At 64.1% G+C, this 14,349-nt stretch carries 17 protein-coding genes and 2 tRNA genes; 12 read left to right on the top strand and 7 right to left on the bottom strand.

Annotated features, from left to right (window positions below; all coding sequences use genetic code 11):
- Positions 1-105 precede the first annotated feature (105 nt).
- Entirely contained in the window at positions 106-312 is a 207-nt protein-coding gene (locus tag BLT08_RS04795; protein WP_090303614.1) for an orc1/cdc6 family replication initiation protein, read from the bottom strand.
- 364 nt (positions 313-676) lie between these two features.
- Between BLT08_RS04795 and BLT08_RS04790 the strand changes: the two genes are divergently transcribed.
- Positions 677-1,915: an RNA-guided endonuclease InsQ/TnpB family protein gene (locus BLT08_RS04790; RefSeq protein WP_090303613.1), complete on the top strand. Its 1,239-nt coding sequence runs from the start codon at positions 677-679 to the stop codon at positions 1,913-1,915.
- A 98-nt stretch (positions 1,916-2,013) separates the two neighbouring features.
- Here the strand turns inward: BLT08_RS04790 and BLT08_RS04785 are convergent, their stop codons facing one another.
- Both BLT08_RS04785 and BLT08_RS04780 read right to left on the bottom strand, forming a co-directional pair.
- A complete protein-coding gene (locus BLT08_RS04785) occupies positions 2,014-2,238 on the bottom strand; it encodes a hypothetical protein (protein ID WP_090303612.1) in 225 nt (74 codons plus the stop codon).
- Positions 2,239-2,334: 96 nt separating this feature from the next.
- Positions 2,335-3,000, bottom strand: coding sequence for a helix-turn-helix domain-containing protein (locus BLT08_RS04780; RefSeq protein WP_090303611.1), 666 nt, complete (start codon positions 2,998-3,000; stop codon positions 2,335-2,337).
- A gap of 188 nt (positions 3,001-3,188) precedes the next feature.
- Here BLT08_RS04780 and moaA point away from each other — a divergent pair, with 188 nt between their 5' ends.
- Positions 3,189-4,208 carry a GTP 3',8-cyclase MoaA gene (gene moaA, locus BLT08_RS04775; RefSeq protein WP_090303610.1) on the top strand — a complete coding sequence of 340 codons (1,020 nt, stop codon included), beginning with the start codon at positions 3,189-3,191 and terminating at the stop codon, positions 4,206-4,208.
- Between the two features lie 31 nt (positions 4,209-4,239).
- Here the strand turns inward: moaA and BLT08_RS04770 are convergent, their stop codons facing one another.
- The 4 genes from BLT08_RS04770 to BLT08_RS04755 form a co-directional block, all read right to left on the bottom strand.
- Complete coding sequence (locus tag BLT08_RS04770) at positions 4,240-4,815, bottom strand: DUF7519 family protein (RefSeq protein ID WP_090303609.1); 576 nt, start codon at positions 4,813-4,815, stop codon at positions 4,240-4,242.
- Positions 4,812-6,851 (bottom strand): DUF58 domain-containing protein, encoded by a 2,040-nt coding sequence (locus tag BLT08_RS04765; protein WP_090303608.1) that lies wholly within the window; start codon positions 6,849-6,851, stop codon positions 4,812-4,814. Before BLT08_RS04765 ends, BLT08_RS04770 begins: the two co-directional genes overlap by 4 nt.
- The gene (locus BLT08_RS04760; protein ID WP_245724144.1) at positions 6,848-7,837 is read right to left on the bottom strand and encodes a DUF4129 domain-containing protein; all 990 of its coding nucleotides are present in this window, start codon (positions 7,835-7,837) and stop codon (positions 6,848-6,850) included. The genes BLT08_RS04765 and BLT08_RS04760 overlap by 4 nt, the downstream gene beginning before the upstream one ends.
- Before the next feature lie 62 nt (positions 7,838-7,899).
- Positions 7,900-9,897, bottom strand: coding sequence for an AMP-dependent synthetase/ligase (locus BLT08_RS04755; RefSeq protein WP_090303606.1), 1,998 nt, complete (start codon positions 9,895-9,897; stop codon positions 7,900-7,902).
- Positions 9,898-10,092: 195 nt separating this feature from the next.
- Here BLT08_RS04755 and BLT08_RS04750 point away from each other — a divergent pair.
- The 10 genes from BLT08_RS04750 to BLT08_RS04705 all read left to right on the top strand — a co-directional run bounded on the left by BLT08_RS04750 (position 10,093) and on the right by BLT08_RS04705 (position 14,349).
- Positions 10,093-10,175, top strand: a tRNA-Ser gene (locus BLT08_RS04750).
- Between the two features lie 101 nt (positions 10,176-10,276).
- Positions 10,277-10,801, top strand: a complete 525-nt coding sequence (locus BLT08_RS04745; RefSeq protein WP_006088584.1) for a 30S ribosomal protein S13 — start codon at positions 10,277-10,279, stop codon at positions 10,799-10,801.
- Entirely contained in the window at positions 10,801-11,322 is a 522-nt protein-coding gene (locus tag BLT08_RS04740; RefSeq protein WP_090303605.1) for a 30S ribosomal protein S4, read from the top strand. The genes BLT08_RS04745 and BLT08_RS04740 overlap by 1 nt, the downstream gene beginning before the upstream one ends.
- Before the next feature lies 1 nt (position 11,323).
- A complete protein-coding gene (locus tag BLT08_RS04735) occupies positions 11,324-11,713 on the top strand; it encodes a 30S ribosomal protein S11 (RefSeq protein ID WP_006088586.1) in 390 nt (129 codons plus the stop codon).
- A gap of 3 nt (positions 11,714-11,716) precedes the next feature.
- Complete coding sequence (locus BLT08_RS04730; protein ID WP_090303604.1) at positions 11,717-12,466, top strand: DNA-directed RNA polymerase subunit D; 750 nt, start codon at positions 11,717-11,719, stop codon at positions 12,464-12,466.
- Positions 12,467-12,598: 132 nt separating this feature from the next.
- Positions 12,599-12,683 (top strand) — tRNA-Leu (locus BLT08_RS04725).
- 267 nt (positions 12,684-12,950) lie between these two features.
- Complete coding sequence (locus BLT08_RS04720) at positions 12,951-13,304, top strand: 50S ribosomal protein L18e (RefSeq protein WP_006088589.1); 354 nt, start codon at positions 12,951-12,953, stop codon at positions 13,302-13,304.
- Complete coding sequence (locus BLT08_RS04715) at positions 13,301-13,750, top strand: 50S ribosomal protein L13 (RefSeq protein ID WP_090303603.1); 450 nt, start codon at positions 13,301-13,303, stop codon at positions 13,748-13,750. The genes BLT08_RS04720 and BLT08_RS04715 overlap by 4 nt, the downstream gene beginning before the upstream one ends.
- The gene (locus BLT08_RS04710) at positions 13,744-14,142 is read left to right on the top strand and encodes a 30S ribosomal protein S9 (RefSeq protein WP_090303602.1); all 399 of its coding nucleotides are present in this window, start codon (positions 13,744-13,746) and stop codon (positions 14,140-14,142) included. The genes BLT08_RS04715 and BLT08_RS04710 overlap by 7 nt, the downstream gene beginning before the upstream one ends.
- A gap of 12 nt (positions 14,143-14,154) precedes the next feature.
- Positions 14,155-14,349, top strand: coding sequence for a DNA-directed RNA polymerase subunit N (locus tag BLT08_RS04705; RefSeq protein WP_090303601.1), 195 nt, complete (start codon positions 14,155-14,157; stop codon positions 14,347-14,349).

The following is a 14,349-nucleotide window of genomic DNA, read 5'->3' as shown; positions in this document are numbered from 1 at the left end:
CGACGCCGAACCGCTCTTCGTTCGATACGGACGGGAGCACTGCGTAGACTCGAGAGGTACCGCCTCCGGCTCGGGATTCGACATCCGGATACGTCGCGGTGCATCTCACGAGTCGCGAAGAGACTGACGTGCGAACGATCGATAGATTGATAGATCGAGTTCGTCGAACGTGGCGTCTTCCTCAGGCGTCTCGAGGACGGTCACGGTCTTTCGTTCGCCATCGAGGATACTATCGGCGAAAGACGACTCGGGGGATCGGGTCGTACGGCCGCCGTCCCCGTCCCCTCGAGCGGTCGATGGCTCCTGATCCATTACCGGCGCTGCTCACGAAACTGCAACACCTTTTTCGAAGTGATCGAAATGAAACGGAGAAAATGGAGGGGCCGGTGACCGGCGACGGCGAAAAAAGGAACCTCGTAACCGGCGTTCGAGTACCGTGATCGAGATGAATTGTACGGAGCTTCGCGCCGAACCGGTGTTTCCACCACCGAGGCCGGCAAACAGCCCAAAAACCGGATACGCCGTCCGACTTTTATAATGACTGCAAGGCGGAAACCAGCGACTTCAGGCGCGGGAGGAAACCGACAACACGGACACAAACCACGCTCGATGGCTGGCCGACTCCCTCATCCAATCCAAATCATTATAAATACAGGCTCTTACATATGAAGTACAGATGGTGGAGGACTCAGCCACTCGAACCGTGCCCATCAAACTCGATGTGGACGAGAGTGCCGCTGACCTTCTCCACCAGACAACCGACCGCTTCCTCGACGCCGCCAACTACGTCGTAGACACAGCGTGGAAACCAGACTGGAAAATCACCAGCAAAACCAAACTCCACGACCTCACCTACTACGACGTAAGAGAAGACTCACCGCTTCCGGCCAATCTCGTGCAAGCCGCACGCAACCGAGCCGCAGAAGCCGTTAAAGGCTGCGTTGAACGCTGGAAGGAAGGGAAGAAAGCCTCGAAGCCACAGTTCACCTCACGGTTCGCCAGCTACGATGCGCGAACCGTTACCGTCAACGACAACCATGCAACACTCGCCACCATCGACGGGCGAGTGACCGCAGAGTTTGTCCTTCCCGACGAACAGCGTGACACGCCACACTCGGCGTACTTGTTCAACGATAATTACGAGGTGAACGGAGCTACGCTCCACTATGACGATGTTGAGGACTGTTTCTACCTCCACGTGCGGACAAAGCCCGCCGTGGAGAATGATGAGGCCGAACAAGGCGATACCAAGCACGTCTCCGTCCTTGGTGTTGACCTCGGCATCACAAACATCGCAACCGCCTCAACCGGACGCCTCTGGAGCGGCGGTGAACTCAATCACTGGCACCGTGAGTACGAGAAGCGACGTGGCGACCTGCAACAGACAGGGACTCGCTGGGCGCACGAGAACGTTCAACGAGTCGGTCGCAAGCAGATTGGACGTTTCGAGCAGATGCTTCATGCAATCTCAAACGAACTCATAGAGGAAGCCCTTGAGAACGACTGTACTCATATCGTGTTTGAGCAACTCAAAGGCATCCGCGAGCGCCTACCGCACGCGAAGGCGGTTCACAAGTGGGCGTTCCGCCGCTTGTTTGAGTACGTCTCGTACAAGGCAGAATCTGAGGGGCTTGTGGTGAAGCAGATTAATCCGGCGTACACGAGTCAGCGTTGCTCGAAGTGTGGGTTCACCCACGAGGACAACCGCCCTCACAACAACGGACAGGACGATTTCGGTTGTCTGAAGTGCGGATACGATGTTCATGCGGATTACAACGCCGCGAAGAATATCGGACTGAAGTATCTCCGCGACCAGCAAAAGTCTGGACGTGGAGGCGCACCTGTAGGCGTGCGCTTGAACAGCGGGATGTTGAACGTGAACGGCGAGTATTCGCCTACCGCTCTTAGCGGTTAGAACGGGAGTCCACGCTGAATGCCACGCCCTTCAAGGCGTGGTAGCTTACTTCGAATACAGTGTGAGGGTCGCCCGGAACGAAGCCGTCCCGTACACGTCTACTTCAGCCGAAAGGGGTTCTCGTCGTCTTCGTCGCCCGAATTACCATCACCCTCGTCGCTCTCGTACGGCTTTCGCGCCGTGATCGTCACCGTCGCCTCGGGATCGTCCTCGTCGGCCCACGGGCTGTCGTACGCCGAAATCTCGAGATCGGTCACGTCCCAGCCCTCCGCTTCGATGAGTTCCACGAGGCGGCGCTGGTCCTCGAGCATGTCCTCGTCCATGCGGTAGCGTTCGACGGTCGGTCGGGTAGTTCTTGCGCCGGCCGCTTCGGCCCCGCTCGACCGATTGAAATCCGCCCAGGCGACGGCATCACGCGATCACCGCTCGTCGTCGGTGCCGACGTCGATGGCCTCCTGGACGAGCGTCTGATGGGCGCGCCGGAGCCGCTCGGAGAGCGCCTGATGGGAGATGCCGAGCTCGTCCGAGAGCGTTTCCATGTCCATGTCTCGAGGAATCTGGTAGTAGCCCCGATCGAGCGCTTCGACCAGCGTCTCGTACTGGGCGTCGGTCAGCCCGTAGAGGCCCTGTCTGTCGTCCTCGAGCTGGTGGATCTTCCGGATATCGACGGTGAGCCCGTGTTCGGTCGCGAAGTCGTACGTGCTCGAGAGCGAGTCGCGTTCGGGAAAGAGCACTCGGAACCGCCAGTGGGTCCCCTCGACGCTCGCGTCCAGGATCGTCGCTTGCTCCTCGGTCAACAGGTGGATGATGACGGTGACGTCGTCCACCCAGTTCAGCCGGTAGAGCCGTTCGTCGTCGAGGTCGGTAAGCAGTTCGTACTCGTCGACGCTCGGATCGTCGGCGAGCGCGGCGTCGAGCGTTTCGAGCGTCGATTCGTCGCCCTCGAACCAGACGTACGGCATGACGTAGTCGGGATCGTACGCGACGACGCGCTCGATCTCGACACCGAGGGAGTCCGTGGTCTCGAGCGACTCTCTGAGCGCGAACTCCTCGGCTGGGATCGTCAGCTCTGCGATCGTACTCATGGCGGCCACTACCACGTCCATCCCAAATAGTAATCGATCCGAAACCGAGACCGATTGCGCCACGATGACCCCGAACCGAGAAGCGACGGAGAAATAGATCGGTGGCTGTCACTAATGAAACCGAAATAGGTTACGTGGCCGTGGGAACACCCAGCGTGCTTAAGCGGATCCGCCTGCAATCGGGTGGTATGCTCACCGACGAGTTCGGGCGGGAGGTAACCGGAGTTCGGGTTTCCCTCACCGATCGGTGTAACTTCGACTGCGTCTACTGTCACAACGAGGGGCTGGGCGATACCCGCGGACCGATGGATCCGCAGGACGACGAGATGTCGACCGACGACGTCGTTCGCTTCCTCGAGGTCGCCGCCGAGTTCGACGTCGACGCGGTCAAGTTCACCGGCGGCGAACCGATGCTCCGACAGGATCTCGAGGAGATTATCCGACGAACGCCGGACCAGATGGAGGTCTCGCTGACGACCAACGGGACCTTCCTCCCGGGTCGCGCCGAGGGCCTCGTCGACGCCGGTCTCGAGCGGGTCAACGTCTCTCAGGACGCGCTCGATCCGGAGGACTTTGCGGCGGTGACCAAGAGCGGGGCCTACGACAAGGTACTCGAGGGCGTCGATGCGGCCCTCGGGGCCGGCCTCGACCCCGTCAAGCTCAACATGGTCGTCTTCGAGCACACCGCGGGCTACGTGCCGGAGATGGTCGATCACGTCGCGGAAAACGAGGGGCTCCAGCTGCAGTTGATCGAGTACATGCCCGAACTGACCGGCAAACCGGAGTGGAATATCGACATCCAGCGCGTCCACGACTGGCTCGCCGAGCAGGCGATCGAGATCGAACACCGCGAGATGCACGACCGGAAACGGTACTGGGTCGGTGGCAGCGACGCGGAAGATATCGACGAACTCACACCGAATTCGCCCGGTGTCGGCATGGTCGAAATCGTCGACCCAGTCGAGAACGCCACGTTCTGTGCGAACTGCCACCGGGTCCGCGTCACCCACGAAGGCTACCTGAAGGGCTGTCTCAACCGCAACGACGATCTGAAGCCGATGGGCGAGATGACCAAGCCCGAGATCCGCGAGGCGTTCCGCGACGTCGTCGCGAACCGGGTCCCCTACTACGGCGAGTACATGATCAAAAACGGCGACGGCGAGTGGGAGCTCAACGACGAGTACGTCGGCGAGTACGCGGAGATCTGAGCGTCGACCCGGACACTATCTTTTCGAGCGATTACCGGTTTCGCGAGAGACTCGATCGACTCTCGACGGCGGACCGGCCACGTCGTCTTCCGAGACCGACGATCAGTAGGATCGCCGCGAGCAACAGCAACACGGCCGCGGCGACCGGCTGGCTGCCGCCCGCAACGTAAACTGCGTAGCCGACCGTCCCCGCGAACAGCCCGATCAGGAGACTCGAGACGACGTGGACCGTCTCGAGTCTGCGCGTCTGCGCTTCGCGGCCGAGTTGGTCTCCGAGGGCGACGGCGCTGTGGCCGAGATCCCACGCGACGACGACGGCGATTGTTCCGACGACGGTCGGTTCGACCGCCGTTTGCTCGAGGCCTCCGATGACGATACCGGCGAAGATAGCGAGCGCGCCGGCGTCGAGCGCCGATTGGCGCGATCGGACGAGTCCGGCGGCGAAAATAACCGCACCGACGGCACCGAACGTGACCGCACTGGACGGACCGATGGCAGTCGAGAGAACGCTGACTGAGGCGGCGACGGCCGCGGCGATGCACAGCAGGACGGTGGGCTTTCGGGTGACCCCTTCTCCGAGGTCACCGCCGTCTCCGTCCTCGGTCATCGACGACCACCCGCGTGGCGTGCGAACACGGTGTCCAACGACTCCTCGTCGGGCCAATCGACGACCGGAATCCCCGCTCGCTGGAGATCTATCGCTCGGACCCGATGGGCGACCCGCGACAGCTGCTGTCCGGCCGTCCGATCGGCCGTCGGATCCGGGCTCACGACGGTCACCGGATGGCCGTGGGCCTCGAGCTGTCGGGCGATCTCGACGGACGCGTTGTCACACAGCGGCGTCAGGAAGACGACCTGACTGTCGCCGGAGAGCTGCCGGCGAATCGTCCGCAGCTGTCGGCGCCAATGGCAGTTACCGTCCGGCGGGAGCGTTGCGAACTGGGGATGGGTTGCGAGGGACTCCCGAAACTGCACCTCGTGGTGGCGTCCCGATCCCGGCGCGAGCCAGCACGGATCGCCCGACGACCGTCCAGTTGCGTCGCGACTGACCGGCCCGATAGCCGCGAGACCGACCGCTTCGCCCGTCGCGAGCAGCGACGCGCCGATCCGTCCCGCGGCGTCGACCGACCGATCGACGGCGTGGGCCGCATCGGGCCGCGGCGCGCAATAGGCGGCCAGTCGCGCGTCGACCAGCACGACAACGCGAGCCGCCCGCTCCTCGTGGAACTCGAGGGTCGCGAGGTCGCCCGTCTTGGCGCGGCGATTCCAGTCGATCCGGTTGAGCGGATCGCTCTTTCGGTACTCTCGAACGGAGTGAATCGTCGTTCCGGAACCGCCCTCTGCGGTCCGAATTCGGCCGGCGTAGGCCGCCGTCGCGTCTCGGAGCGGCACCGCCGACGCGAGCGGACGCATCGATGGCTCGCAGACGACCGTCGTCTCGGCGCCGACGAACTGCTCGCGTTCCGTCGACCGCGACAGATCGCGGGTGAGCACGAGTGCGGGATCGAACGCGTGGCTCCCTCGGCGGGCTGTCACGGCGTACTCGAGCGTCACCGACTCCCCCGGTCGCAGCGCGGTTCCGAGGCGACTCGTCCCCTCAGTGACCGCCATTCCCGGGGGGACGCCGTCGACGAGTCGCAGGTCGGGGACGAACGCGCCGCTCTCGTTCGTGATCGTCAGGGTGACCTCGAGGTCGTCGCCGGGCTCCGGATCGTCGTCGCTGACCGTTCGCTCGAGGGAGATGTCGAGCGCCGGCGGCTCGGTGGCGTGGGCGAAGCCGGCGTAGCCGACGCCGACGACCCCGGCGAGGACGACGGCCGGGGATTCGGCGATGGCACCGATACCGACGGCGAGGAGCGCGATGGCACCGACGCCGGACCAGTGTCCGGTCGGGCGAGGACGACGGGCTGTAACGTCCTCGACGGGGTCGGTCGTCGTTCGGCGGTTCGACCGCGACCGAGCGTGCGAGACGGACGAGCGGCCGTACGTGGACAGTGACGATCGGTTACGGTCGTCGATGGGGCGACTGAATTCGGCAGCCGACCGATCGGATTCGTCACCCGAACCGTCGCCCTCGTCGGCGAACGGCTCGGTGCTGACGGCGACGACCGCGGCGACCGCGTGTCGGATACCGGTCTGGTACCTGGTTTCGTCGGACCGGTTAACGACGGCCGCCAGTCGTCGACGGATCGACCGCGATGGAAGCTCTTCGGACTCCGAGAGGAATGCCGCCGCCGTTCGGTCGTCGGTCCACGTGCCGTCCTCGACGCGTCGAACCGCCTCCTCGTCGGAGAGCCCCTCGAAGCGCGTCAGTGCAACGATTGCAGCCGTCCTGATCTTGGCAGTGAGCCGGTTGCTGTCGACGACGACGCTCGACTTCATCCCGCGAAACGCATCGACTGCGTCGGTGAGCGATCGACCGGGAACCGGAACCTCGGTCCGTTGTTCGGGGTCGGGCGTCCCAGCGTGATGGTGGTCGCCGTGTGCGCGGGAGAGTCCGACGAGCCCGATACCGAACGCGACGAGTCCGACGAAGACGATGGTCTCGCTCGTCAACCCGAGATCGAACACTCCGACGACCGTGCCGATCGCCGCGAGGAACGTGACGCTCCCGAACAGCACCGCGATGCGAGCGGTGTTCACCGATTCTCACCCCGGGATCGATGCTCCTCGACGGGGTGCGGATCGATTCGGCCGTCGTTCGAGTCCGAATCCGGGTCGGCGTACTCGGATTCGATCCGGCGGAGCACCTCGATCGCCCGGGCCTCCCGCTCGGGCGTGGTCGGCGCGTCGCCGTACCGGACGTCCTCGAACAACCGCGTGAGTTCGTCGACGTCGGTACGGTCCATTCCGGCGTCGGTCGCGGCGCGGGCGAACTCCCGCGGCGTGCTCGAGTCGGGTCGATCGACCTCGAGCGGCTGGGTCATCTCCCGCCAGGCGCGGTAGACGGCGTTGTCGAACTCGTCTGTGTCCTCGAGTCGGTCGGCCGCCGCGCCCGCGGCCGTCCCGACGGCAGCGGTCGTCTCCCCGTCGACCCGCGAGTCGTCGTCCGCGAGATCGGAGCCCGACCGTCGGTCTTCGGCCCCGCCGGACTCACGAGAGAGGAACAGTCCGCCGAGGAAGATCGCCGTGAGCAGCGCTAGGAGGACGAACATCGGTCCGGTAGAGAATGAGGTGTCCTCCTCGGAGCCGGACGAGCCACCCTCGCCGCCCCCTCCCTCCCCGCTCTCCGAGAACTGCTCCGGCGGTTCGAACTCGCCCGCGACGAACGGCAACACGGTCATCACGGCGTACACCAGCACAGCCGTGACGAAGAGGACGACCAAACCGATCGCGATCAGTTTGACCGCCTCGCGTCGGTGGGCGAGGAGATACCACACGATCGCGAGCGCGAGGACGACGAGCAACAGCACGATCAGGTACTCGAGAAACGCCGGCACACTCGCGTCGGGGGCGCTCTCCGGCGGCGCCGGCTGGCCGACGCCGTCCCCCTCGCCGCCTCCGCTGCCACCTCCCGTGCCGTCGCTGCCGGTCTCGAGGGGCGAGCGGATGGTCGCCGCCACGAGCGCGATGGCGACGATCGCGCAGGCGGCGACAGCTAATCGACGGAGGAGGCTCGATCGGGACACCAGTTATCGTGAGCTAGCGGCCGTATGATAATAAATTGACCCATCGGACGTGGTGGGTCGGATCAGTCCGAACTTTTGCCGACCGCCTCGTCGGCGGCGTAGATCTCCTCGACGAGGTGGTCGTACCGGTCTTCGATCTTCGAGCGCTTCTTCTTCATCGTCGGCGTCATGAGGTCGTTCGCCTCGGTGAACTCCTCGGGGACCAGCCGGAACGCCTTGATCGTCTCGTAGGATTCGAACGCCTCGTTGACGTCGTCGACGGCCGCCTCGACCTGCTCGAGCACCCACTCGTTCTCGACGAGCGTTTCGATGTCGTCGGGAAGGGTGACGCCGTCGTTCTCCGCCCGACTCCGAAGCGCGTCGACGTTCGGAACGAGCAGGGCCCCGACGAACTTCTCGCCGTCGCCGACGACCAGACACTGTTCGACGACGTCGACCGAGGCGAAGGCGTCCTCGATGGGAGCCGGCGCGACGTTCTTCCCGGTCGAGAGCACGACGAGTTGTTTCGTCCGCTCGCGGAACTCGAGGTAGCCGTCGGGGCGTTCGTGGATGATGTCGCCGGTTCGGAACCAGCGGTTGCCGTCTTCGTCCTCGGTGAACGCACCCTCGGTCGCGTCGGGTTTGTTCCAGTACCCGTCCGTGACGTTCGGCCCCCTGATGAGCAGTTCGCCGACCTCGCCCTCGTCGTCGAAATCGTCGTCGCCGACGACCGAGCTATCGATCTTCGTCTCGAGGCCGGAGAGCGCCGGTCCAATCGTTCCGATGCGCGCGTCCGCCGGCGGGTTCGTCGCGACGACCGGCGACGCCTCGGTCATGCCGTAGCCCTCGTAGATGGGCAGGCCCATGCCGTGGAAGAGCCGGCAGAGCTCCGGGGAGAGGCTGCCGCCGCCGCTGATGAGCGACTCGATGTTGCCGCCCATGCTCTCGCGGATCTCCGCGAAGACCAGTTGATCGGCGCTCGCCAGTTCGCTCTCGAGTTCGTCGCTCGGGTCGTCGGCCGCCTGGTAGCGTCGGGCGACGTCGACGGCCCACTCGAAGACGTCGGCTTTCGCCTCGTCCTGACCGACCCGTTCCCGGATGCCGTCGTACAGTTTTTCGTAGACGCGCGGGACGCTCGTCATGCTGTCCGGCGCAATCGCGGGGAGGTCCTCGGTGAGCGTCTCGGGGCTCTCCGCGTAGGCGACGCAGCCGCCCGCCGCGAAGAGCATGAAGTGGCCACAGGTGCGTTCGAAGACGTGTGCGAGCGGCAGGAACGAGACGACCTGCGTCTCCTCGTCGATCGTGGGATCGTCCGCGTCTTTGTCCGGCCGCGGGCCGTAGCGCCGGTAGGTCTGGTTGATGTTCGAGCGGAGGTTCTCGTGCGTGAGTCGAACTCCTTTCGGCTGGCCCGTCGTCCCGCTGGTGTAAATTAGACTCGCGAGGTCGTCGATATCGCGACTCTCGAGCCACGACTCGTACTCGTCGCGATCGAATCGCTCGGCACCCCGGCGGTAGAGATCACCGAGCGTGAGGATATCCTCGCGGTCCGCGTACTCGTCGGTTTCGAGGGCGTCGAGCACGACGATGAACTCGAGGGCGAGATCGTCTTCGACCTCGAGGACGCGCTCGAGCAGTTTCTCGTTCTCGACGACGACGCCCGAGGCACCGGGGTCGTCGAGCAGGTACCGGATCTGGTCGGGCGAAGAGCTCTTGTAGACGGTCGTCACGACGCCACCGGCAGCTAAGAGCGCGAAGTCCGACAGCGCCCACTCCATGCGCGTGTCCGCGAAGATTCCCACGCGTTCGCCGTCGGCGACACCGAGATCGCGAACGCCCGCCGCGAGCCGGCGGACGAGTTCGCCCATTCGGTCGTAGGTGATCGCCGCGTACTCGCCGTCTGGGGCGGGCTCGAGCGGCGTCCCGTCACCGTCGCCGGCGATCGATCGGCTGTAGATGCCGCCCTTGTACCGCTGGGCGGGTCGGTCGCCGTTTCGGTCGACGCTCGCCTCGAACATCTCTGCTAACGTGTCGAGCTCGAGTACCGGATGTTCGAACGCGGCTTCGGCCTCGTATAGATCCATGGCTATACTGGAATTTCCGATCCTACATCATAAAGGGTGAGCGTCGCGGTCGATCGACGGTCGTTCGTGGCGGGTCGATCCGGCCCACCCCGGCCACCTTTCGTTGCGCTTAAGTACCCGTCGGGGGTAAATTCGGGTGCAATACGTGTAGGGGAGCAGTCCCCGAGTCCGGGAGGGCGATGATAGAGACACGGTGTTGTGGTAGCCAAGCGGCCCAAGGCGCATGGTTGCTAACCATGTGGCGTCAAGCCTCCGGGGTTCGAATCCCCGCCACAACGTCGGATATACTGACGAACTGACGTCAGTATTCAACACACGCTGGCGTGCTTTCGCCAGTTGCGTTTGCAACGCGCGCAGACCAGACAACCATACACGACACATGAGCGAGGAAGAACCTCAAGAACAACAGGACGACGAAGATCTTCGGTACTTCGTCCGCATCGGTCAGACCGACCTCGATGGGACGAAGTCCGTCGAGCGCTCGCTCTCGGAGATGAACGGTATCGGTCGACGGACCGCCCGACTCATCGCCGACGAAGCGGGTGTCGATCGAACAGCGACGTTCGGTCGACTCGACGACGACGTCATCGAGACCGTCGTCGAACAGGTAGAGAACTACGCTGACGAAGTACCCGAGTGGCTCGCCAACCGCCAGTCGGACTTCTACACCGGGGAGACGACCCACGAGATCGGCAACGATCTCCAGTTGACCCGTCAGCACGACATCAACCGGATGAAGATGATCGACTCCTACAAGGGCTCGCGCCACAAGCGCGGCCAGAAGGTTCGCGGTCAGCGAACCAAGTCCACCGGTCGTACGGAGGGCACCATCGGAGTCAACGTCGAAGAGATCCGCGAAGAGCAGGCGGAGGAAGCCGCCGCCGAAGAGGAGGATGACGAATAATGCCGCTCGGAACCGACACCAAACAGTACGAGACGCCGAACCACCCGTATCAGGGTGAACGGATCGCCTCCGAGCACTCCCTGCTCGACCGCTACGGACTCGCGAACAAAGAAGAGCTCTGGCGAGCACAGTCCGAGCTTCGCTCCTACCGGCGCGAGGCTCGAGAGCTGCTCGGCCAGGCCCAGGACGACGAGGTCGTCATCCGCCGCTCCGAGGAGTTCCTCGGTCGGCTCAAACGCGTCGGCGTCCTCGACGAGGGCGACGAACTCGGCGACATCCTGTCGCTCGAGATCGAAGACGTCCTCGAACGACGACTCCAGACGGTCGCCTACCGCAAGGGACTGGCGAACACGCCACAGCAGGCGCGTCAGTTCATCATCCACGGCCACATCGTGATCGGGGAGCAGCGTCACTGCATCCCGTCGTACGTCGTCGATGTCGACGAGGAAGACCTCGTCGCGTTCGACGAGAACAGCCCACTCGCGGACGATCTCCACCCGGAACGAGCGGAGGGACAATAACATGAGCCAGGACGACGACAAGTGGGGCGTTGCCCACGTACACGCATCGTTCAACAACACCGTCATGACCGTGACCGACCTCACGGGCGCGGAGACGATCGCCAAGTCCTCCGGTGGGACGGCGGTCAAACAGAACCGCGACGAGGCGTCGCCGTACGCGGCCATGCAGATGGCCGAGTCCATCGCCGAAGAGGTCAAGGCGGCCGGCATCACGGGCCTGCACGTTCGGGTCCGTGGCCCCGGCGGCAACTTGCAGAAGTCTCCCGGTCCAGGTGCACAGGCGACGATCCGCGCGCTCGCCCGTGCCGGCATCGAGATCGGCCGCATCGAAGACGTCACGCCGATCCCGCACGACGGATCGCGCGCACCGAAAGGCAAGGGCGGCTACTAACCCATGACAGCAGAGTACGACGTCGAGTTCGTCGAACGCGAGGATCGTGACGCACGCTTCCTCGTCCGCGGCGTGACGCCCGCGTTCGCCAACGGTATCCGTCGCGCGATGGTCGCCGACGTGCCGACGATGGCGATCGATACCGTCCGGTTCGTCGAGAACTCGTCGGTCATGTTCGACGAGCAACTCGCGCTCCGTCTCGGGCTCGTCCCGCTGACGACCCCGCCGGAAGGCGAGTTCGTCGAGGACGACACCGTCACGCTCTCGATCGACGTCGAAGGGCCGGCAACCGCCTACTCGGGCGATCTCGTCTCGAGCGACGACCTCGTCCAGCCCGCGGACGACAACGTGCCGATCATCGAGCTCAAAGACGGCCAGCGCCTCGAGGCCGAGGCCGACGCCGTGCTCGAACGCGGAAAGAACCACGCGAAACATCAGGGCGGTGTCGCCGTCGGGTATCGACACCTCCAGCGCGTGTCGGTCGTCGACGACCTGCCGGAGTTCGAAGAGCAGGAGTCACAGATCGTCCGCGGTGTCATCGAGGACGACGGCGAACTCGTGCCGACCAGCGAGTTCGACCACGATCTCTCGAACCGGTACCCCGGTAAGCAGGTCGAAGTCGAGGACGTCCCGAACGCCTTCGTCTTCCGCGTGGAGACGGACGGCTCCTTTACCGTCGAAGAACTGGTCACGCGAGCCGTCGACTCGATCGAGGCGCGTGCGACCGAACTCGAAGACGCAGTACAGCTGTAACGATGATTCATCGCCCCCACACCCACACGGACGTACGCCCGTTCGCCAGCGCCGCGAGCGACGAGACTGGCGCGGCGGCGTCCACTGGAATCGAAAGGGGTTTGAAGGGGCGACGGATAGACAGAAGTGCGAGCAGGGATAGCCAAGTCAGGCCAACGGCGCAGCGTTCAGGGCGCTGTCTCGTAGGAGTCCGCAGGTTCAAATCCTGCTCCCTGCATTTTTCCGACTCGACCGAACGGAAGAGTCGTGAAAATGGAACTGCAGATTTGAGCCACGGGAGTCGAGCGGTTGCAAAACCGACCGTCTCCCGGCGGTTCAAATCCTGCTCCCTGCATCCACTTCTCAGCAGTCGATCGATCCGGAGAGAGACGACCACCCGCGGTCGGTCTCTCGCTCGGTTCGATCGAACCGATATCGATTCCACGAACGCTCGAGGACGCGAGCACGCGCTCGCTCTCGAGCCCGCAGTATTTGGAGGAAACCAATGAGTAGCAAAACTAATCCGAGGCTCAACGATCTCATCGCCGAGCTGAAGTCGACGTCCCGCAAAGCGGACGCCGACGTCTGGCGAGACGTTGCGGATCGACTCGAGAAGCCCCGACGCACCCACGCAGAGGTGAACCTGGGCCGCATCGAGCGATACGCACGCGAAGAAGAGACTGTCGTCGTTCCCGGCAAAGTGCTGGGCTCCGGCGCACTACAGAAGAACGTCACCGTGGCCGCCGTCAACTTCTCTTCGTCCGCAGAGACGAAGATCGATCAGGTCGGCGAGCCAGTACCGCTCGAGCAACTGCTCGAAGAGAACCCCGAAGGATCCAACGTCCGGGTGATTCGATGAGTATCGCAGAGTTCGACGCGGACGTCGTCGTCGACGCCGGCGACTGCATTCTCGGTCGCGTCGCCAGCGAGGTCGCACAGCGCGCACTCGACGGCGAACGCATCGCGATCGTCAACGCCGAAGACGCCGTCATCACCGGCGACAAGGAGGATATCTTCGAGAACTACCGCACGCGCATCCAGCTGGGCTCCGACCGCGGACCCTACTACCCAAAGCGACCGGACACGATCTTCAAGCGCTCCGTTCGCGGGATGTTGCCGTACAAGAAGACGCGCGGTCGCGAGGCGCTCGAGAACGTTCGCGTCTACGTCGGCAACCCCTACGAGGACGACGACGACCGCGAGGCCGAGATTCTCGAGGACACGTCGCTGGATCGCCTGTCGAACATCCGCTTCGTCCACCTGGGCGAAGTCTCCGATCAACTCGGTGCTAACGTCACATGGTAACGAACACAAGTGGGAAGAAGAAGACCGCCGTCGCTCGCGCGACCGTTCGCGAGGGCGAGGGTCGCGTCCGAATCAACTCCAAGCCGGTCGAACTGGTCGAGCCGGAGATGTCCCGCCTCAAGATGCTCGAGCCGTTCCGCATCGCCGGCGAGGACCTCCGCAGCGAGATGGACATCGACGTTCGCGTCGAGGGTGGCGGAATCAGCGGACAGGCCGACGCCGTCCGCACCGCCATCGCACGCGGCATCGTCCAGCACAGCAACGATGCGGAGCTCCGCGACGCCTACATGGAGTTCGACCGCTCGCTGCTGGTCAACGACGTTCGACAGTCCGAACCGAAGAAGTGGGGCGGCCCCGGAGCTCGGGCTCGCTACCAGAAGTCCTACCGCTAAGGTGATTCAGATATGATGGTACCGGTCCGGTGTTTCACCTGTGGCACTGTCGTCGGCGAACACTGGGAGGAGTTCGACGAGCGAGCGAACGAGGGCGACGAGGACCCACAGAAGGTTCTCGACGAACTCGGCGTCGACCGCTACTGCTGTCGTCGCATGCTCGTCAGCCACACCGACCTCGTCGACGTCGTCTCCCCATACCAGTAA

It is taken from the genome of Natronorubrum texcoconense, from assembly GCF_900100335.1.
GTDB classification, from domain to species: domain Archaea; phylum Halobacteriota; class Halobacteria; order Halobacteriales; family Natrialbaceae; genus Natronorubrum; species Natronorubrum texcoconense.
This window is presented reverse-complemented; position numbering and strand designations above follow the sequence as displayed.